This is a genomic window from Mycobacterium sp. E342, from assembly GCF_001667665.1.
GTDB lineage: Bacteria > Actinomycetota > Actinomycetes > Mycobacteriales > Mycobacteriaceae > Mycobacterium.
This window is the reverse complement of sequence record NZ_LZJM01000125.1, coordinates 87,190-104,245: the sequence shown is the minus strand read 5'-3', so window position 1 is coordinate 104,245 and position 17,056 is coordinate 87,190. Positions and strand designations below refer to the sequence as shown.

The 17,056-nt window shown below is 68.6% G+C and carries 20 protein-coding genes and 1 pseudogene; 9 read left to right on the top strand and 12 right to left on the bottom strand.

The window, feature by feature from the left end:
* Positions 1-347 (top strand): class I SAM-dependent methyltransferase (locus A5692_RS08245; RefSeq protein ID WP_197514394.1); only part of this gene is annotated, 347 nt, incomplete at its 5' end.
* On the opposite strand, the pseudogene A5692_RS28125 reads toward A5692_RS08245, so the two are convergent.
* The 3 genes and pseudogenes from A5692_RS28125 to A5692_RS08235 all read right to left on the bottom strand — a co-directional run.
* Positions 320-637 (bottom strand): annotated as a pseudogene (locus A5692_RS28125) (class I SAM-dependent methyltransferase); the annotation flags it as partial. The gene A5692_RS08245 and the pseudogene A5692_RS28125 overlap by 28 nt on opposite strands.
* A gap of 51 nt (positions 638-688) precedes the next feature.
* On the bottom strand, positions 689-1,714 hold the full coding sequence (locus A5692_RS08240; RefSeq protein ID WP_068054485.1) for an NAD-dependent epimerase/dehydratase family protein: 1,026 nt from the start codon (positions 1,712-1,714) through the stop codon (positions 689-691).
* A complete protein-coding gene (locus A5692_RS08235; protein ID WP_369830278.1) occupies positions 1,711-2,265 on the bottom strand; it encodes a nuclear transport factor 2 family protein in 555 nt (184 codons plus the stop codon). Before A5692_RS08235 ends, A5692_RS08240 begins: the two co-directional genes overlap by 4 nt.
* 25 nt (positions 2,266-2,290) lie before the next feature.
* Here A5692_RS08235 and msrA point away from each other — a divergent pair, with 25 nt between their 5' ends.
* Complete coding sequence (msrA, locus tag A5692_RS08230) at positions 2,291-2,803, top strand: peptide-methionine (S)-S-oxide reductase MsrA (protein ID WP_068054482.1); 513 nt, start codon at positions 2,291-2,293, stop codon at positions 2,801-2,803.
* 12 nt (positions 2,804-2,815) lie between these two features.
* On the opposite strand, the gene A5692_RS08225 is transcribed toward msrA, so the two are convergent.
* Complete coding sequence (locus A5692_RS08225) at positions 2,816-4,141, bottom strand: cytochrome P450 (protein WP_068054480.1); 1,326 nt, start codon at positions 4,139-4,141, stop codon at positions 2,816-2,818.
* 134 nt (positions 4,142-4,275) lie between these two features.
* Between A5692_RS08225 and A5692_RS08220 the strand changes: the two genes are divergently transcribed.
* From A5692_RS08220 to A5692_RS08210, 3 genes are read left to right on the top strand one after another with little or no spacing between them, the layout of a single operon-like run.
* A complete protein-coding gene (locus A5692_RS08220; protein WP_068054477.1) occupies positions 4,276-4,881 on the top strand; it encodes a TetR/AcrR family transcriptional regulator in 606 nt (201 codons plus the stop codon).
* Between the two features lie 39 nt (positions 4,882-4,920).
* A complete protein-coding gene (locus tag A5692_RS08215) occupies positions 4,921-5,133 on the top strand; it encodes a molybdopterin-binding protein (protein WP_066949331.1) in 213 nt (70 codons plus the stop codon).
* Between the two features lie 3 nt (positions 5,134-5,136).
* Positions 5,137-6,180 carry a zinc-binding dehydrogenase gene (locus A5692_RS08210; RefSeq protein WP_068054474.1) on the top strand — a complete coding sequence of 348 codons (1,044 nt, stop codon included), beginning with the start codon at positions 5,137-5,139 and terminating at the stop codon, positions 6,178-6,180.
* Between the two features lie 12 nt (positions 6,181-6,192).
* On the opposite strand, the gene A5692_RS08205 is transcribed toward A5692_RS08210, so the two are convergent.
* Both A5692_RS08205 and A5692_RS08200 read right to left on the bottom strand, forming a co-directional pair.
* Positions 6,193-7,083, bottom strand: a complete 891-nt coding sequence (locus A5692_RS08205) for an alpha/beta fold hydrolase (RefSeq protein ID WP_068054471.1) — start codon at positions 7,081-7,083, stop codon at positions 6,193-6,195.
* 29 nt (positions 7,084-7,112) lie between these two features.
* Complete coding sequence (locus tag A5692_RS08200; RefSeq protein WP_068054468.1) at positions 7,113-8,348, bottom strand: sulfotransferase; 1,236 nt, start codon at positions 8,346-8,348, stop codon at positions 7,113-7,115.
* A 28-nt stretch (positions 8,349-8,376) separates the two neighbouring features.
* On the opposite strand from A5692_RS08200, the gene A5692_RS08195 reads away from it, so the two are divergent.
* Both A5692_RS08195 and A5692_RS08190 read left to right on the top strand, forming a co-directional pair.
* A complete protein-coding gene (locus tag A5692_RS08195; protein WP_068054465.1) occupies positions 8,377-8,952 on the top strand; it encodes a TetR/AcrR family transcriptional regulator in 576 nt (191 codons plus the stop codon).
* On the top strand, positions 8,949-10,061 hold the full coding sequence (locus A5692_RS08190) for a DUF1214 domain-containing protein (RefSeq protein WP_068054462.1): 1,113 nt from the start codon (positions 8,949-8,951) through the stop codon (positions 10,059-10,061). The genes A5692_RS08195 and A5692_RS08190 overlap by 4 nt, the downstream gene beginning before the upstream one ends.
* Here the strand turns inward: A5692_RS08190 and A5692_RS08185 are convergent.
* Genes A5692_RS08185 through A5692_RS08170 form a run of 4 tightly spaced genes read right to left on the bottom strand, consistent with a single transcriptional unit; the run spans position 10,058 to position 13,898 of the window.
* Positions 10,058-11,098, bottom strand: a complete 1,041-nt coding sequence (locus A5692_RS08185; protein ID WP_068054459.1) for an LLM class flavin-dependent oxidoreductase — start codon at positions 11,096-11,098, stop codon at positions 10,058-10,060. The genes A5692_RS08190 and A5692_RS08185 overlap by 4 nt on opposite strands.
* Positions 11,098-11,622: an SRPBCC family protein gene (locus A5692_RS08180; protein ID WP_197514393.1), complete on the bottom strand. Its 525-nt coding sequence runs from the start codon at positions 11,620-11,622 to the stop codon at positions 11,098-11,100. Before A5692_RS08180 ends, A5692_RS08185 begins: the two co-directional genes overlap by 1 nt.
* 46 nt (positions 11,623-11,668) lie before the next feature.
* Positions 11,669-12,775, bottom strand: a complete 1,107-nt coding sequence (locus A5692_RS08175) for an acyl-CoA desaturase (protein ID WP_068054455.1) — start codon at positions 12,773-12,775, stop codon at positions 11,669-11,671.
* A 28-nt stretch (positions 12,776-12,803) separates the two neighbouring features.
* Positions 12,804-13,898 (bottom strand): ferredoxin reductase, encoded by a 1,095-nt coding sequence (locus A5692_RS08170; RefSeq protein WP_068054452.1) that lies wholly within the window; start codon positions 13,896-13,898, stop codon positions 12,804-12,806.
* Positions 13,899-13,995: 97 nt separating this feature from the next.
* Between A5692_RS08170 and A5692_RS08165 the strand changes: the two genes are divergently transcribed.
* On the top strand, positions 13,996-14,643 hold the full coding sequence (locus A5692_RS08165) for a TetR family transcriptional regulator (protein ID WP_197514395.1): 648 nt from the start codon (positions 13,996-13,998) through the stop codon (positions 14,641-14,643).
* 49 nt (positions 14,644-14,692) lie between these two features.
* Here the strand turns inward: A5692_RS08165 and A5692_RS08160 are convergent, their stop codons facing one another.
* Positions 14,693-15,088, bottom strand: coding sequence for a hypothetical protein (locus A5692_RS08160; protein ID WP_068054445.1), 396 nt, complete (start codon positions 15,086-15,088; stop codon positions 14,693-14,695).
* A gap of 47 nt (positions 15,089-15,135) precedes the next feature.
* Entirely contained in the window at positions 15,136-15,741 is a 606-nt protein-coding gene (locus A5692_RS08155) for a GNAT family N-acetyltransferase (protein ID WP_068054442.1), read from the bottom strand.
* Positions 15,742-15,814: 73 nt separating this feature from the next.
* Here A5692_RS08155 and A5692_RS08150 point away from each other — a divergent pair, with 73 nt between their 5' ends.
* A complete protein-coding gene (locus A5692_RS08150) occupies positions 15,815-16,912 on the top strand; it encodes a F420-dependent hydroxymycolic acid dehydrogenase (RefSeq protein ID WP_068054439.1) in 1,098 nt (365 codons plus the stop codon).
* Positions 16,913-17,056 lie beyond the last annotated feature (144 nt).

Below are 17,056 nucleotides of genomic sequence, written 5' to 3'. Positions count from 1 at the left end.
ACGACTTCAGGCTCCAGCCGGGCCCGCTGGTGGAGTGGTACGACATCGACTACCCCGACGTCGCCGAACTGCGCACCCGGCTCTACCCCGCTGCCCCGCACTGCCACGTCGTCGCCGCGTCGGTTACCGATCCGGCCTGGCTCGCGGAGATACCCAACGACCGGCCTGCGCTGATGATCGCCGAAGGGCTGACCATGTATCTATCCGAACAGAACGGCACAGCGCTGCTGCAACGGATCGTTGACCACTTCGAACACGGCGAGCTGCAATTCGACGCTTTCAACCGGACGGGTATCAAAACGCAGTGGATCAACGCGGTGGTGCGCAGTTCGGCGACGTCGGGGTAGTCGATGTCGTACCACTCCACCAGCGGGCCCGGCTGGAGCCTGAAGTATCGGCCATCGAGTCCGCAGCCCACATGCAGGACAACGGCGCTCGGATGCGCGTCGAGGAATTGGCGAGCCCAGATGTCGAAGTGCGCGGTGCGGGTCGTCACCGACGCTGATCTGCGCGCGGTGATGGTGGTCTGCGTCCAGTCGTAATCGATCCGCTCGACGACCTCCTTGGCATAACGGTCGCCCAGGATCGGGTTCGGCAGGTCAGCGTCGAGCGCCTTGGCGTAGAGCGTCGCCAGCATCGTCTGTGGCGGCCCGTGGAGATCGACGTGTATGGGGTCCACCGGCCGGGCCTATTCGGACTGCGCGGCCGGAGCGTTCTTCCGCGGGGTCCGCATCGCCGCCCAGAACCGGGCGGCCTCGCGGATCGACTCCTCGACCGGGCGTGGCTGCCAACCCAATTCGCGCTTCGCCTTGCTGCTGTCGACGTCGGATTCGGCGCGCATCATGCGCACCGAGGCCAGGCTGAGTTCGGAGTCTTTTCCGGTGAGCCGTGCCTTGAGGGTGCCCGCCGCCGCCAGGGCGTAGAGCATCGGGACCGAGATCGAGCGTTGCGGCGGCGGCACCCCGGCCTCGTCGGCCGCGATCCGCACCACGTCGTTCAGCGCGATCATCCGCTCGGAGACCAGGTATCGCTCACCGATCCGGCCGCGCTCGGCGGCCAGGATCATGGCCCGCGCGGCGTCGTCGACGCCGACGACTTCCAGCTGAATGCCGTTCATTCCGAAGGGCAGCTTCCCGAAGACGGCGCCGGCGATGAAGGCTCCGTGCGGCGTGCCGCCCCAGTCACCGCTGCCGTAGGTCGTCGACACGCACATCGCGACAGCGGGCAGGCCGGCGTCGGCCACGTACCGCATCACCAGGTTCTCCGCCTGCACCCTGGACCGGACATAGGGCGTCAACCCCCGCGGGCTGATCACGTCCTCTTCGGTCGCCACATGCCCATGGCGCCGGCCCACGGTCGCGTAGGTGCTGGTGAAGATGAACCGGCGCAGGTCGGGTTGGTCGACGGCGACATCGAGGACGTTGCGCAGGCCGTCGACGTTGGTGCGAAACAGCGGAGCCGGATCGCGCAACCACGCGCGGGTGTCGACGACGCAGTAATAGACGTCGTCGACGCCGTCCATCGCCTCGCGCAGGGTGGCGTCGTCGAAAACGTCGCCCTGAAACCGGGCCAGCTCGAGGTCGTCGATGGAGCGGGTGTTGGCGTTCGGGCGCACCATGGCCCGCACCGGGTGACCGTCGGCCACGAGTTGCCGGGTCACGTGCGAACCCAGGAAGCCGTTGGCGCCTATAACGAGTTTGGGTTTGGTGCTCACTGAGACCCTCCGTTTTGCTGCATCCACCGCGCGGCATCGTCGTCGAGCGTGCCCAGAGCCTGGGCCTTGCGGCACCACTTCATCCCGGCGCGCAGGAAGCGCAGCGGGTTGTAGATGTCTTCTTCACGGCTCCACTGGCCGTCGCCGGCATAGGTGATGATCGTGATGTTGGTTGCGCTGATGATGCTGCCGTCGCCCGGGTCGCGCATGGGGTTGTCGAGTTCGAGGATGACCCGCGCGGTCGACTCGTCGATGACCGACCACAACGTGGGGAACGCGACCATGTGGCTGCCCGGAAAGGTCGTCATCGTTTGTTTGATCCACTCGCGCACCTCGTCGCGGCCCCGCATGGTGCCGGCGGCGTGCTCGACGTACTCGACGTCCGGCGTGTACTGCTCGACCCAGGCGTCCCACTCGCGTGTCTCGGCGGCCCGGGCGACCGTTTCCTCGAATTTCTCGAAGGCGGCGGCCAGTTCGCTGCGGGAGAACGAACGAGTGGTCACTTTGCGGCACCGTTGCTGCTCATCGGCGGAGTGTAGCCTGGGCGGCATTGGGGCCGGTTAAGGAGGACGAGCAATGTCAACCCAAAAAGCGATACTTGCCGGCGGGTGTTTCTGGGGCATGCAAGAACTCGTCCGAAAGCAGCCGGGCGTGGTCTCCACCCGGGTCGGTTACACCGGCGGCGACGTCCCGAATGCCACCTACCGCAATCACGGCACCCACGCCGAGGCGATCGAGATCGTCTTCGACCCGGCGGTCACCGACTACCGCACGATGCTGGAGTTCTTCTTCCAGATCCACGATCCGACAACGAAGGACCGCCAGGGCAACGACCGCGGCCCCAGCTACCGGTCGGCCATCTTCTACCTGGATGAGGAGCAGAAGCGCATCGCGTTGGACACCATCGCCGACGTCGAAGCCTCCGGGCTGTGGCCCGGCAAGGTCGTGACCGAGGTCAGCCCGGCCGGCGACTTCTGGGAGGCCGAGCCCGAGCATCAGGATTACCTGCAGCGCTACCCGAGTGGGTACACCTGCCACTACATCCGCCCGGGCTGGAAACTCCCGCGCCGGGCCACCGCGGACCAGTAGGCGGAGCGCCGCTCAGCGCCGGTGTGCCACGACCCGGCCGCCGTCCTTGGGCGTGTAGGCGACACCACGGCCGTGCCAGCGCTCCCCCGGCGCCGCCGTCGTCTCGATGGTGAAGTGCCGCAACACCGTTCGCAGCACGACATCCATCTCCATGTTGGCGAACGCGGCGCCCACACAGCGACGGGTGCCACCGCCGAACGGAATCCACGCGAAGGCGGACGGCTTGGTCCCGATGTACCGCTGCGGATCGAAGCGCTCCGGATTCGGGAACACGTCGGGGTTTTCGTGGATTTGCGCGATGCTCACCAGCAGGGATTCGCCGCGCGGAATAACCCACTCCCCGAGCTGATAGCGCGGCGGGTAGACGCGCCGGGCGGCGAAATCGATGACCGTGCGGGCCCGCTGCACTTCCAGGATGGTCGCCTGACGCAACTCCTGATCGTTGCCGTCGGCCTCCTCGACCAGTGCCGCCAGCACATCGGGGTGGCGCGTCAGCCGCTCGAACGCCCAGGCCAGCGTGGAGGCCGTGGTCTCGTGACCGGCGGCCAGCAGCGTGAGAAGTTCGTCGCCGATGTCCTTGCGCGACATGACCGAACCGTCGTCGTAGGTGCTGCGCAGCATCAGGGCGAGCACATCGGTGCGTTCCTCGAAGTTCGGGTCGGCCCGCTCGGCTTCGATCAGCCTGTCGATGACGATGTCGTACTGGCGCCGCCATTCGTCGAGCCGTCCCCACGGGGTGTAGCGGCCGTAACTGCGTTTCGGCTTGGGCATGGTGGCCATTCGCGAACCCAGCGTGACCCACGGCGGGATGAGCCGGCGCAGCTCGTCGAGTTCGGCGCCCTCGGCCCCGAACACGGCCCGCAGGATGGCATTCAGGGTGATACGCATCATCGACGGCAGCGTCGCGAACGCCTCGCCCTCCGGCCAGCCCGCGGTCTCCCGCAGCGTCTCTTCCTCGATGATCGCCTCGTACTTCTTCATGCTCTTGCCGTGGAACGGCGGCGCCAGCAGCCGGCGCCGGCGGCGATGGTCCTCCCCGTCGAGCGCGAACACGGAGCCGGAACCGAACAACCGGCTCAGGTTGGGCTGGATGTTGCCGAGTTCGTCCGGGCTGGTGGTGAAGATCTGCTTGGCCAATTGCGGGTCGGCGACCACCACGACCGGGCCGTAGATCGGCAGGTTCAGCGTGAAGACGGCGCCGTACCGGCGCGCCAGCCGCTGAATCATCCCCCGCCGCGACACCGCAAAACCCAGGCCCTGCAACAACTTCGGCAACCGAGTGGCCGGGGGCAACCTGACGGCGGCAGTGGCCGGCGGGGCGGCGACGACTTCACTCATGGTGGGCTGCTCCCCCTGTTCGCCCCGGGGCACCGGGGGTGGTACCGCGGTGTACCAGACCTTTCGGGGATACGGTACTCTGTGGTACCACAGCCTGACAAGGGTGCCGTACCCATCGAAAGGGGGCGCCGGCCGTGACATCACCGACGACGGCAACGGTCGCGGTTCTGGGCGACCCGTTCCGGGTCCGGTTGCTCGACGGCCTGGCCACCTCGATCGTCGAGCGCGGCTACCGGGCCAGCACCGTCGCCGACGTCGTCCGTCACGCGCGGACCTCCAAGCGCACCTTCTACGACCAGTTCGCGAGCAAGGAGGAGTGCTTCCTGGAGCTGCTGGGTTCCGACGTCGAGAAGCTGGGCGAGTGCATCGCGGCGGCGGTCGACCCCGAGGCCGACTGGCATCACCAGATTCGTCAGGCGGTCGAGGCGTACGTCGGCCACATCGAGTCGCGGCCGGCCATCACGCTGAGCTGGATCCGGGAACTCCCGTCGCTCGGCGCCGCCGCCCGCCCGGTGCAGCGGCGCGGGCTGCGGCTGCTGTCCAGCCTGCTGATCGACCTCAGCGCCAGCCCCGGCTTCCAGCGGGCGGAGCTGCCCCCGCTGACCGCCCCGTTGGCCGTCATCCTGCTGGGCGGTCTGCGCGAATTGACCGCCCTCGCCGTCGAAGACGGCAACCCGGTGCGGGGAATCGTCGAGCCGGCCGTCGACGCCTCCATAGCCCTGCTCGGCCCGCGACACTAGAGTCACTCGCAGACCCCTCGACCAGACGGAGGACTCACGATGCGGCTGTCCACCCGAAACCAGCTCAAAGGGACGATCACCGAGGTTGACCTCGGCACCGTGATGGCGATCGTGAAGGTCAAGCTCGACGGCGGCGATCAGGTCGTCACGTCTTCGGTGACCAAGGACGCCGCGACCGATCTCGGACTCAAGGTCGGCCAACCGGCGACCGTGTTCATCAAGTCCACGGAAGTCACCATCGGCGTCGACTAGCCCATGGCAACGACGATGCGCGCCGAGCGCTTCTACGCCGACACCAAAAGGGTTGCGCTCGAAGACGTTCCCATACCCGAGCCCGGCCCCGGTGAGGTCCTGGTCAAGGTCGCCTTCTGCGGCATCTGCCACTCCGACCTGAGCCTCATCAACGGCACCTTCCCGGCCCAACAGCCCGTGGTGACCCAGGGGCACGAAGCCTCGGGCACCATCGCCAAACTCGGCCCGGAGGTGACCGGCTGGGCCGAGGGCGACCGCGTCGTGGTCGCCGCCGGCCGGCCCTGCCAACGCTGCGCGAACTGCCGGCGCGGCGACGTGGTCAATTGCCTGCGTATCCAGTTGATGGCCTTCGCCTACGACGGGGCGTGGGCCGAATACACGGTGGCGCAGGCGGCGGGCCTGACCCGGGTGCCCGACAACGTGCCGCTGGAGCAGGCCGCGATCCTGGCCGACGCGGTGTCCACGCCGTTCGGCGCCGTCGTCCGCACGGGCAAGGTGGCGGTCGGCGAGTCGGTCGGCGTCTGGGGCGTCGGCGGCCTCGGCACGCACATCGTCCAGCTCGCAAGGTTGGTGGGCGCCGTCCCGATCGTCGCCGTCGACATCAACCCCGCCGTGTTGGAGCGGGCCCTGGCAGTCGGCGCGGACTACGCGTTCGACTCCCGCGAAGACGGGCTGCGGGACAAGATCGCGGACGTCACCGGCGGCCGCCTACTGGACGTGGCCTTCGACGCCGTCGGCCTGAAGGCGACGTTCGAGCAGGCCCTGGATTGCCTCACCCCGGGCGGGCGGCTGGTGGGCGTCGGGATGAGCGCCGAGGCGCCGACCGTGGGACCGACCTCACTGTTCGGTCTGACCCGCAAGCAGGTGCTGGGCCACCTGGGCTATCAGAACGTCGACATCGAAACCCTGGCGAAGCTGGTTTCGGCCGGGCGCCTTGACCTTTCACGGTCGATCAGCCGGATCGTCGCCCTGGAAGACGTGGCGCACGGCATCGAGATGCTCGAGCGGCAGGAGGGCGACCCCATCCGGATCCTGGTGCGGCCCTGAGCGCGCGGACGCTCAACCTTCGCCGCGCAGGAAACCCCTGACCCGGTCGAGCACCAGCTCCGGGCGCTGGTCGACGATCCAGTGGCCGACGCCGTCGACCAGCTCCACCTTGAAATCGCTGATGTGGTCGGCATATCCGTCGGTCAGGTCGGGCGTGATGACCGGGTCTTCGGTGCCGGTCAGCCAGCGAACGGGTACCTCGACGCGGGCGTCGTCGTACTCGCCGCGCATCCAGCGCAGCATCTCGCCGGTCTGGAAGCTGCGGTACCACCGCGAACCGGCTTCGGCATGGCCGGGCTGGCGCATGCACTCGAGGTACATGGCGACGTCGTCGTCGGGCAGCGTGAAACCTCCGCCGACCCAGGACCCCAGCAGGCGGACGAATCGTGAGTTGGGAGTGCTGATCACCCGCGGGCCGATGACCGGCAACGAAATCGGGATCTGGTACCAGAACCGCCAGACGTTGCGGACCGTCGACAGCCCCCGCTTGACCCAGGGCGCGACGGTGTTCACCCCGAAGAAGCCGGTCACCTTTTCCGGGTGGCGCAGCATCATGATGAAGGCCACCGGCCCGCCCCAGTCGTGCGCGACGAGCTTGACCGTCTTCACGTTCAACCGGTCCAGGACGGCCGCCAGATCGTCGGCCATCTCGGCCTTGGTGTAGCTCGAACGCGGCGCCGAACTCCACCCGGCCCCGCGCAGATCGGGGCACAGCACCCGGTAGCCGTCGGCGGCGAGCGGGCCGATCAGCTTGTGCCATTCCCACCAGTTCTGGGGGAAGCCGTGCACCAGCATCACCGCCGGCCCGTCGGCCGGACCCGCGTCCGCGACGTGGATCGTCACCCCGCTTCCCAGATCCAGATACCTGTGTTCGACACCGTCCAGCGCGGGCATGGTCACCATGCCAAAAGAAGCTAGCGGGCCGCCGCGGGTTAGGCCAGAAACCGCTCGACATAGGGCGCGAAGCGGGCGCGCAGGTCGGCCTCGTCCAACCCGAACATCTCGCAGGACGTCGCGACGTTGCCCAGCCGGCCGCGGCGATGGCCGGCCAGGTAGTCGTCGATCGCGGTTCGGGCCTCGGCGGTGAACGGCTCGCCGGCCAGGGCGTACACCCGTTCGGCCACACCGAGCTCGTCGGCCATGAAGTCGTCGAAACGGATGTCGATCGAGCGGTCCGGGCCGATGGTGTCCCGGTCGCGGACGAGCGCGGAGAGCATGTCGTCCAGGCGATCGATCCACGAGGCCGCGATCTCCTGCACCGGCACGGGCGTTCGGTGCATGCGCGCGGAGTAGGTGATCATCGCGATCATCGACAGCGCCACCGGCACCGGGTCGCGGTGCGTGAACACGACGATGCTGCCGGGGAAGACGTGATCGAGCACCGGCACCTGCTCGAGATGCTGGGGTGATTTGAGCAGCCAGCGCCGCCCGCCCCGCAAGAACTGCATGGCCTTGAGTTGCCGGGCGAGGTATTCGTAGTGCGGCGTCTGGTCGTGGGCCTGGTAGTAGTCACGCCAGCGCGGCGCGTGTGCCAGCGTCTCGAAGAGCATGGTCGAAAAGTCGTTGGCGAGCAGCTGGATCTCTTCGTGTACGTGCTCGGTGGTCATCTCGTGCATCAGCGGGAAGTGGGGCATCACGGTGTTGATCACCCCGACCGCGACGTCCATGCGCGCCCGCCGCGGGTCCGGCTCGATCCCGGCCTCGGCCGGCAGCGGGAACGGTTCGACGCTTTCCCAATACGGCATGGTGCGGAAGGTCGGTGGGACGGCCAGCAGGTTGTGCAGGTGGGTGGTGCCGGTGCGCGGCAGCCCGGCGATCACCACCGGCGGCTGCAGCTCGATGTCGTCGATCTCGGGATGCCGCCGCAACAGGTCGGTCAACAGCAGCCGGTTCTTGAGCAGTTGCAGCAGCTGCCCGAAGAAGTTCACGACCCCGGCCCCGTGCAGCCCGTCGATGTCGCGCAGCGCGGCGAGGTAGGCATCGAGTCGCGCTCGATAGTCCAACGGGCCGAAGTCGTCCAGGCCGGTGTCGGCGGCGGCCCGGGCGTGCAGCGCGTCGGCGTCCAGCGGGCAGTCCGGCGCCAGCGAGGCCATCATGTCGAGGAGTTGTTGGGCCTCGGGGCTGAAGCGGGGCCGGGCGAGGTCGTCGAGGAGAACGGCGTCGGTCACGACGACTTATGTTACTCTCGGTTTCGTAATGGTAGTGGATTTTGGCCGCCCCCGTGACCCACGCATCGACGGCGCGGTGCTGAGCGCCACCGTGGAACTGCTCGCCGAGACCGGCTACGCCGGGCTGTTGGTGTCCGCGATCGCCGAACGCGCCGGCACCAGCAAGCCCGCCATCTACCGGCGCTGGCCGAGCAAGGCGCACCTCGTGCACGAGGCGGTGTTTCCGATCGGCGCGGCCACCGAGCTGCCCGATACCGGAACGTTGCCCGAGGACTTGCGCGAAATGGTCCGTCGCTCAATGGCTTTCCTGACGACACCGGCCGCCCGGTCGGCCCTGCCCGGGCTGGTGGGCGAGATGGCCGCGGACCCGAGCCTGCACTCGGCGCTGCTGGAGCGGTTCGCCGGCATCATCGGCGGGGGTCTCGCCGAGTTACTCGAGCGGGCCGCGGGCCGCGGCGAGGTCCGGCCCGACGTGAGCGCCGCCGAACTGACCGAGGCCATCGCCGGCATCACGCTCATGGGCCTGCTCACCCGCGTCGCCGAACTTGACGATACGTGGGTCGATCGCACTACCACGTTGCTCCTGAAGGGAATCCGCGCATGACGCACGAAACGACGGCCGCGTGGCAGGAGCTGCTGGGCACCCTGGGCGCCCTGGACCGGTCTTTTATCGACGGCGACCGGGCGGTCACCGACGACCGGCACGTCGCGGACGGCTACCGGATGCTCGCCAGCACGCTCGGCGTGGCCTTCGACGCCTACCTGTTCACCGAGCCGGGCCGGCCCCAGTTCGTCGCCGTGAACACGCCGTTCCGCCGCGACCGGCGCTGGGGCGGCGACAACACCGACGCCTACTACCACATCTGCCCCGTCGATCCGCAGCGCCGCTATCGCATCAGCGGCAACAAGGGTGACAGCGTGTACTTTTCGGTGACCGCCTACAACGAGCCGTCGCCGGGCGCGTGGTCCGACCGGGTGGTCGCGATCGTCCGTGACAGCGATCTGGATATCGACGCCGACGGCAACTTCTCCTTCGAAGTCGGCCCCACGCCGGACGCCGCCGTGCTGATGACCCGCGACTACCAGGCCGACCCGCTGACCGGGCGCCCCGTCACGTGGCGGATCGAGGCGCTCGAGGAACCGGACCCCATCCGGCACGGCGACGCCGAGACCGCGGCGAGCCTGCGCGCGGTCTCCACCTGGTTGCGCACCATGTTCGCGATCGTGCCGCTGGCGGTCGGGACGCGCGTCGACGAGACGCACGCTCTGGGGCACGAAACTGCAAACGCCGCAAACGAATTCGCCGACCCGTATCAAGTCCCCGACGCCAACTTCGGGTGGTCGGCGCGCGACGCCTGCTACGCGTACGGCAGCTTCGTGCTCGACGACGACGAAGCGCTGGTGATCACACACCGGCCGCCCGCCTGCCGGTTCTGGAACCTGGTGGTGTGGAACCAGTTCATGGCCACCTTCGGCGCCGCCGAGGGTCCCGATGTCCGCTGCTCGATCAACGGCCACAGCGCCGCGCTCAACAGCGACGGCTCGATGACCATCGTGCTGTCCCGCGCACGGACCGCTCACCCGAATTCGCTTACCACGCTGGGCTACCCGCGGGGCAACCTCGCCTTCCGCTGGTTCCTGGCCGACGGGGTGCCGGCGCGGCCGCAGGTCGAGCTGGTCAGGGTTGCCGATGCGCCGACGGAGGTGTCCTAGACCGCGGCGGTCAACTCGATGGCCCGGCCGAGCGTGCGCAGCTTCGCCTCCAGCGTGTCGCCGGCCGGATACAGCCGCACCGTGTTCACGCCGGCGTCCCGCCACACCGCAAGCCGGGCGCGCACCATCTCCTCGGTGCCGATCAGCGTCGTGGCCAACACCATCTCGTCGGTGATCAGCGCGGCCGCGCCGTCGCGATCGCCCCGCTGCCAGCGCTCGCGGACCTCGGCGGCGATCTCGGCCCAGCCCTGCCGGGTGTAGGCCCGGTTGTAGTAGTTCGTGCTCGACGACCCCATCCCGCCGAGGCTGAAGGCCAACTCCTTCTTGCGGCCGGACACCATCGCGCGCAGTTCGTCCTCATCGTTTGCGAAGGCAACCTCGGCGCCCTGGCAGATGTCCACGTCGGCGCGCGTGCGGCCGGCGACGGCCAATCCGGCGTCCAGGTGCGAGAAGTAGGCGTCACCCGCGCCCTCCGGGACGAAGCTGGTGCCCAGCCAGCCGTCGGCGACCCGCCCGGTCAACCGCAGCATGGCCGGTGACAGCGCGGCCAGGTAGATGGGGATGGGATGCTCGGGCCGGGTCGACAATCGCATCGGCACGCCCTCACCGCCGGGCAGCGGAATGTGAAATTGCTTGCCGGAGTACGAGATTTTTCCTCCGCTGAACACCTGCCGCACGATCTCGACGGTTTCGGTGACGCGGGCCACGGGCCGGCCGAACGAGACGCCGTGCAGGCCCTCGATCACCTGCGGGCCGGAGGCGCCCAGGCCGAGCAGGAAACGCCCGGCCGACATGTTGGACAGGGTGATCGCCGTCTGGGCGACCATGACCGGCGAGCGAACGCCGACCTGCAGAACGCCCGACCCGAGCAGCATCCGCTCGGTTCGCGCCGCCAGGTAGCCCAGCGCCGACGGCGCGTCGGAGCCCCAGGCCTCGGCCACCCAGCACACGTCGAGGCCCAGCTTCTCCGCCTCGACGACGAAGGTCGCGGTGTCACGACCGGCGGTGGACAACTCGACCGTCGTCGCGGTGCGCATCAGCGCACCCCGTGCTCGGCCAGCCTCTTGATCGCCGCGAGTGTCTTGCCCATCGCGGCCTCGAACTCGCGCATCCGCACGAACACGATCTTCTGCTCCTTGTCGGGCATCGCTTCGATGGCCACCGACAGCCCCGAACGCCCTGGGCCCATCTGCATCCAGTAGCTCAGCGCCGTGCCGCCGTCGCGGGGGGCCAGCCGGAACCGCCACATCGCCGCAGGTTTGTTGGGATCGCCTACGGCCCAAGCGAATTCGCTCGGCTCGTCGCACGCGACGATCTGCGAGGTGGCGCTCCACCGCCCGAAGGCCTCGTGTTCGTTGTGCCCGATGAAGCGGGCGCCCACGCGCGGGGCGTCGGCACCCTCGGCCCAGTCCACGGCTTGCAGCTCATTGCTCAGCGTCGGCATCAGCTTGATGTCGGAAACCAGGCTCCACACGCGGGCGGGGTCCGCGTCGATCCACGTCGATGCCTCCACCGTCGGTTTGTCCGCGTAGCGTGCGCCGGTCCATTCCACGCCACCCATTGTCCCCCGCGCGCAAGACCTTGGGCGCGGGGACAATGGGCCGCCGTCAGGCGGCGGCGGGCGCCGGGTCGGCCGACCGGTCGTTCGTCACCTTGCGCAACACCGAGTCCGGGAAGGTCAGCCGGACGATCTTGCGGACGACGGTGCCGAACTGGCGCAGCAGCGGACCGCGGTTGTAGGGGATGCCGTACCGCTCGCAGATCGCTTGCACCTCGGGCGCGATCTCGGCATAGCGGCGCGCCGGCATGTCCGGGAACAGGTGGTGCTCGATCTGGTGGGACAGGTTGCCGGAGAGCAGGTGAAAGAGCTTGCCGCCGGTGAGGTTCGCCGAGCCGAGCACCTGGCGGAAGTACCACATGCCGCGGGACTCGTCCTTGGTCTCCTCGACGGTGAATTCCTGGGTGCCGTCGGGGAAGTGGCCGCAGAAGATGATCATGTACGACCACACGTTGCGCATCAGGTTCGCCGAGAGATTCCCCGCGAAGACGAAGGGCGCGAACGGGCCGGCCAGCAACGGGAAGGCCACGTAGTCCTTGAGGGTCTGCCGGCGCGTCTTGCGCCAGATCGCGCGCAGCACCTCGCGTTTGTCGGCGAGCTCGATCTCGCCGGAGCGGATGCGCTCGGTCTCCAGTTCGTGCAGCGCGACGCCGTACTGGAACAGCACCATCAGCAGGAAGGCGTAGAGGGGGTTGCCCAGGAAGTACGGCCCCCAGGGCTGGTCTTCGCTCATTCGCAGGATGCCGTAACCGATGTCGCGGTCCATTCCCACGATGTTGGTGTGGGTGTGGTGCATGTAGTTGTGCGAGTGGCGCCACTGATCGGCCGGGCATGCCGTGTCCCATTCGAAGGAGCGGCCGGAGATGTTCGGGTCACGCATCCAGTCGTATTGGCCGTGCATGATGTTGTGGCCGATCTCCATGTTGTCGAGGATCTTCGACAATCCGAGCATCGTCGTTCCCAGCAGCCAGGCGGGCGGAAGGAACAGCAACGCACGGCCGCCGACTTCCAGCGCGCGCTGCGCCTTGATGACGCGGCGGATGTAGTCGGCGTCCTGCGCGCCCAGGTCGGCCATCACGCGCTCCCTGATGGCGTCCAGCTCGCGGCCGAATGCGTCGGCCTGCTCGGGGGTGAGGGTGATCTTGTTCTGTGTCATGGCTTTTCCTCCAAGAAAGTTGGTGGCGCTAGAGCGACAGGTCCACGTCGCCGACCGGCACGGAGACGCAGATCTGCACGTCCTCGTCCGGACCGGTCGAGACCGCGCCGGTGATCAGATTGCGCACCGTCCCCGCGGTTTTCCGCCGGGTGCAGGTGTGGCAGATGCCCATCCGGCAGCCGTTTTCCGGTGCCAGGCCCGCCGACTCCGCCTGCTCCAGCAGCGAGCGTCCGTCGTCGACGACATCGACCCCGCTGTCGGAGAAGCTGACCCGCCCGCCCGAGGGATCCGCCGGCGCCTCGAACGACGGCGGGACGAAGCTCTCGGTGCGGACGTTGTCGCAGTGCTTGCGGACGGCGTCGACCAAAGGCGCCGGCCCGCAGACGAACACCGCGTCCGGGGACGGCATCGCGGCGGCCAGATGTGCGGCGCCGAACCGGCCGGCAAGGTCGCCGCCGCCCGATCGGGTGTAGCAGTGCAGCACGCGGACGCCGGGCAGGGTGGCGAGCTCGTCGCGGTAGCACGCTTCGGCCGCGGTGCGGGCGTAATGGACGAACGCGATCTCACCCGCGTGGCCCTCGGCGACCAGGGTGCGCAGCATCGCCATCACCGGCGTGATGCCGCTTCCGCCGGAAACGAAGAGGATCCGGCGCGGCCTGTCCTTCGGCAATGTGAAGTCGCCGCCGACACCCGCCAGCCCGACCACCATGCCGCGGTGGGCGTGCTCGTACAGGTAGGCCGAGACCAGGCCGCCGTCGTGCCGGCCGATCGTCAGCTCCAGCCTGCTCGCGCCCTCGGCGTTGGCCGGGGAGTAGCAGCGCGTGTGCCGGCGCCCGTCGATCTCGACGGTGAGGTTGACGTACTGGCCGGCCTGGACGGTCCAGGCGGACGTGAAGCGCTCGTTCGGGGCGAGGATGAGCGTGACGCTGCGGGCCGTGCTGCGACGGACGTCGATCACCTTGGCGCGGGCCTCGCCCAGCGTCCAGGTCGGCGCCACCAGCTCCGTGTACCGGTCGACGCCGTGGGGGCCGGTGAGCAGGTCGAGAAGGTCTGAACCCAAGACGCGCTTCCGAAACGTGCGAGCGAGGGCCCGACCAGAAGTCTGAGCGGTTTGAGTGAACATATGTACACCGTGGGGCGGTACTACCCGGTCAGTCAAGGGTTTACTGCCGCTCTGTGGTAGGGTTCACATAGTGAACAGCCGTACTCCTACCTCACGGGTGCGCGGTTCTGGTCGCGAGCGCATGCGCGAAAGCCGGTCGCGCGAGGAGCGCAAGGAGGCGACCCGTCGCGCCATCATCGCCGCGGCGCTCAAGCTGCTTCAGGACCGCAGCTTCTCCAGCCTGAGCCTGCGTGAGGTGACCCGTGAGGTCGGGATCGTCCCGGCGGCGTTCTACCGTCACTTCGAGTCGATGGAGGCCCTTGGGCTGGTCCTGATCGACGAGTCGTTCCGGAGCCTGCGCGACACGCTGCGAGACGCGCGCGCCGGCAAGCTCGACCCGAATCGGGTGATCGAATCGTCCGTCGAGATCCTGGTCGCCAGTGTCGCGCAGCGGCGGGAACATTGGCGATTCATCGCACGCGAACGCAACAGCGGGCTGAGCGTGCTGCGTTATGCCATCCGCACCGAGATCCGGTTGATCACGTCCGAGCTGGCGACCGACCTGGCGCGTTTTCCGCGGTTGCACGAGTGGAGCACCGAGGACCTCAACGTGCTGGCGACCCTGTTCGTCAACGCGATGATCGTCATCGCGGAGGCCATCGAGGACGCGCAGAGCACCGAGGCTCTGGAAGACATCCGGCGGATCGCCGTCAAGCAGCTGCGGATGATCGCGATCGGCATCGCCGGTTGGAAGAGCAGCCCCTAGCGGCCGTCCGTGCGCCCCACCGGGAGTGAACAGTCGAACACTGGTTGCCTCACTCCGTGGCCTGCGTGAAGTCCGGCGCCGCGTTCTCGTCGACGACCTCGTAGAGCGACTGGCCGTCCTCGGGCGCCCCGTCGATCTGGCCCCGATGCGCGCGTCCGGGCGGGCCGTCGGGGGTCGCCCCCGACGCGCCGTCGGCTGAGACGTCGGGCTCCTCTTCGGCGAGCCGGGCATCCAGGGACTCACCCTCGCGCGCTTCCCGTGCGGTCATGCCGAACCGGTTCGCTTCGCTCCAGCCCTCGGGCGGGTCGACGACGATGTCGCCGTCGTCGTTGTGGACCTCGTCGGAGTCGCTGCCTTCGCTCGCGTTCAGGGTGTCACCGGGTCCGCCCTCCTCGGGGAAGTCGGCCGGGTCCACCAGCTCGTCGGCTTGCGGGTTTTCGCTCATGCGGGAACGGTTGCCCGCCGGGTAGGGGGGCTAAACGCCGGTGACCGCTAGCGCGGCGTCCGCCACATCGCCCACATGGTCGGGCCACCGTCGGGCACGACGATCTCGCGGGTCACCGTGAAACCGAAACGTTCGTAGTAAGGCACGTTTTCGGGCTTGCTCGACTCGAGATAGGCGGGACAGTACTCGGCGTCGCAGCGGTCCAGCCGCGACCGCATCAGCGCCTGACCGAAGCCCCGCCCGCGGACCGACGGGTCGCTCCCGATCACGGCGAGATACCAGTGCGGCTCTTCGGGATGCGTGCGCTTCATCAGTTCCTGCAGGCCGCGCGCCTTGCCCGAACGCAGGCCGAACACCCGCAGAAAAGTCGGGATCATCGCGATTTCACCCATGCGCGTCTCCCGCCACTGGTTGGGCGGATCCCACAGCGCCGCCGCGCCGATGCCCGGGCCGTCACAGGCCACCTCGACGCCGCCGCACTTCAGGTGGTGATGCCGTGTCATCGTCGCGAACAACCGGTGCAGGTGCGTGGCCCGCGCCCTGGGATCGGGCAGCAGCCAGGTGGTCACGGGATCGTCGTAGAAGGCCCGACCCAGCGTGCGCGACAGCTCACGGAGATCGGCCTTGCGCGCCGGGCGTGTCTGGGGACTCACCCGAGTCAGGCTAGCGGGTGACCGACCGCCGCATCAGGGGTGTGAGCGGCGCAGCGTTGGGTACGTTAGTCCGGTGACCGGCGTCTCGCGTCGCACCTTCGGACGGATGGCCGCGGGTACGGGCATGCTCGGCACGGCCGGACTCTCCGCCGGCTGCGGGCGGCCGACCGCCGACCACGCCGCGCCCACGGCTCCACCCCCGCCGGCGGCCAAGGCGGTGGGTGTGGTGCTTTCCCACGAGCAGTTCCGCACCGACCAACTGGTGACGCAGGCCCAGGCGGCCGAACAGGCCGGCTTTGCGCATGTCTGGGCCAGCGACCATATCCAGCCGTGGCAGGACAACGAGGGGCACTCGATGTTCCCCTGGCTGACCCTGGCGCTGGTGGGCAACGCCACCAGCCGCATCTCCTTCGGCACCGGGGTCACCTGCCCCACCTACCGGTATCACCCGGCAGTCGTCGCACACGCCTTCGCCTCGCTGGCGGTCCTGTATCCCGGACGGGTCTTTTTGGGGGTCGGAACCGGGGAACGGCTCAACGAACAGGCGACCACCAACGCGTTCGGCAAGTACACCGAGCGCCACGACCGGCTGGTCGAGGCGATCACCCTGATCCGCCAGTTGTGGAGCGGATCACGAACCTCGTTCGCCGGGCGCTACTTTCAGACGAATTCGTTGAAGCTCTATGACACGCCTTCGGCGCCGCCGCCGATCTTCGTTGCCGCCAGCGGCCCCAAGAGCGCCACAATGGCCGGCCAATACGGTGACGGCTGGATCGGCCAGGCCCGGGATGTCACGAATCCCACGCTGCTGGCCGCATTCGACGCCGGCGCGCGCGCCGCAGGCCGTGACCCCGGCGGCCTCGGCAAGCGCGCCGAGTTGTTCGCGGTCGTCGGCGACAACGCCGAGGCAACCGCCGCCGCCGGTCTGTGGCGCTTCACCGCCGGCGCGGTCGACCAGCCCAACCCGGAAGAAATCCAGCGCGCCGCACAGGTCAATCCCCTCGACAAGGTGCTGGCCAACTGGACCGTCGGCACCGACCCCGCGCCGCACATCAAGGCGGTGCAAGCGATCATCGACGCCGGCGCCGTGCCGTTTCTCCATTTCCCCCAAGGGAATCCGCTCACGGCGATCGAGTTCTACCGCACCAACGTGTTGCCGAGGTTGCATTGAGCGCCCGCGGACGTACCGTGTTCCCGATATCCACACCGCCGCAAGCCATCTGGCACCGCGGCCGGGCACAGGCGAACATCACCGCCGCGGGCTGAAGACGCGTCGGCCGGTTTCAAGGCCGCGGGCCCGGGTATCCGTCCCGGC

Excerpts from the sequence above, each read along its gene's own strand:
- A5692_RS08175 (WP_068054455.1), bottom strand. The coding sequence starts at position 12,775 with ATGACACAGAACAAGATCACCCTCACCCCCGAGCAGGCCGACGCATTC.
- A5692_RS08190 (WP_068054462.1), top strand. The coding sequence starts at position 8,949 with ATGACGCACGAAACGACGGCCGCGTGGCAGGAGCTGCTGGGCACCCTG.
- A5692_RS08185 (WP_068054459.1), bottom strand. The coding sequence starts at position 11,098 with ATGCGCACCGCGACGACGGTCGAGTTGTCCACCGCCGGTCGTGACACC.
- A5692_RS08180 (WP_197514393.1), bottom strand. The coding sequence starts at position 11,622 with ATGGGTGGCGTGGAATGGACCGGCGCACGCTACGCGGACAAACCGACG.
- A5692_RS08195 (WP_068054465.1), top strand. The coding sequence starts at position 8,377 with ATGGTAGTGGATTTTGGCCGCCCCCGTGACCCACGCATCGACGGCGCG.
- A5692_RS08210 (WP_068054474.1), top strand. The coding sequence starts at position 5,137 with ATGGCAACGACGATGCGCGCCGAGCGCTTCTACGCCGACACCAAAAGG.
- msrA (WP_068054482.1), top strand. The coding sequence starts at position 2,291 with ATGTCAACCCAAAAAGCGATACTTGCCGGCGGGTGTTTCTGGGGCATG.
- A5692_RS08215 (WP_066949331.1), top strand. The coding sequence starts at position 4,921 with ATGCGGCTGTCCACCCGAAACCAGCTCAAAGGGACGATCACCGAGGTT.
- A5692_RS08235 (WP_369830278.1), bottom strand. The coding sequence starts at position 2,265 with ATGCCGCCCAGGCTACACTCCGCCGATGAGCAGCAACGGTGCCGCAAA.
- A5692_RS08170 (WP_068054452.1), bottom strand. The coding sequence starts at position 13,898 with ATGTTCACTCAAACCGCTCAGACTTCTGGTCGGGCCCTCGCTCGCACG.
- A5692_RS08160 (WP_068054445.1), bottom strand. The coding sequence starts at position 15,088 with ATGAGCGAAAACCCGCAAGCCGACGAGCTGGTGGACCCGGCCGACTTC.
- A5692_RS08205 (WP_068054471.1), bottom strand. The coding sequence starts at position 7,083 with ATGGTGACCATGCCCGCGCTGGACGGTGTCGAACACAGGTATCTGGAT.
- A5692_RS08225 (WP_068054480.1), bottom strand. The coding sequence starts at position 4,141 with ATGAGTGAAGTCGTCGCCGCCCCGCCGGCCACTGCCGCCGTCAGGTTG.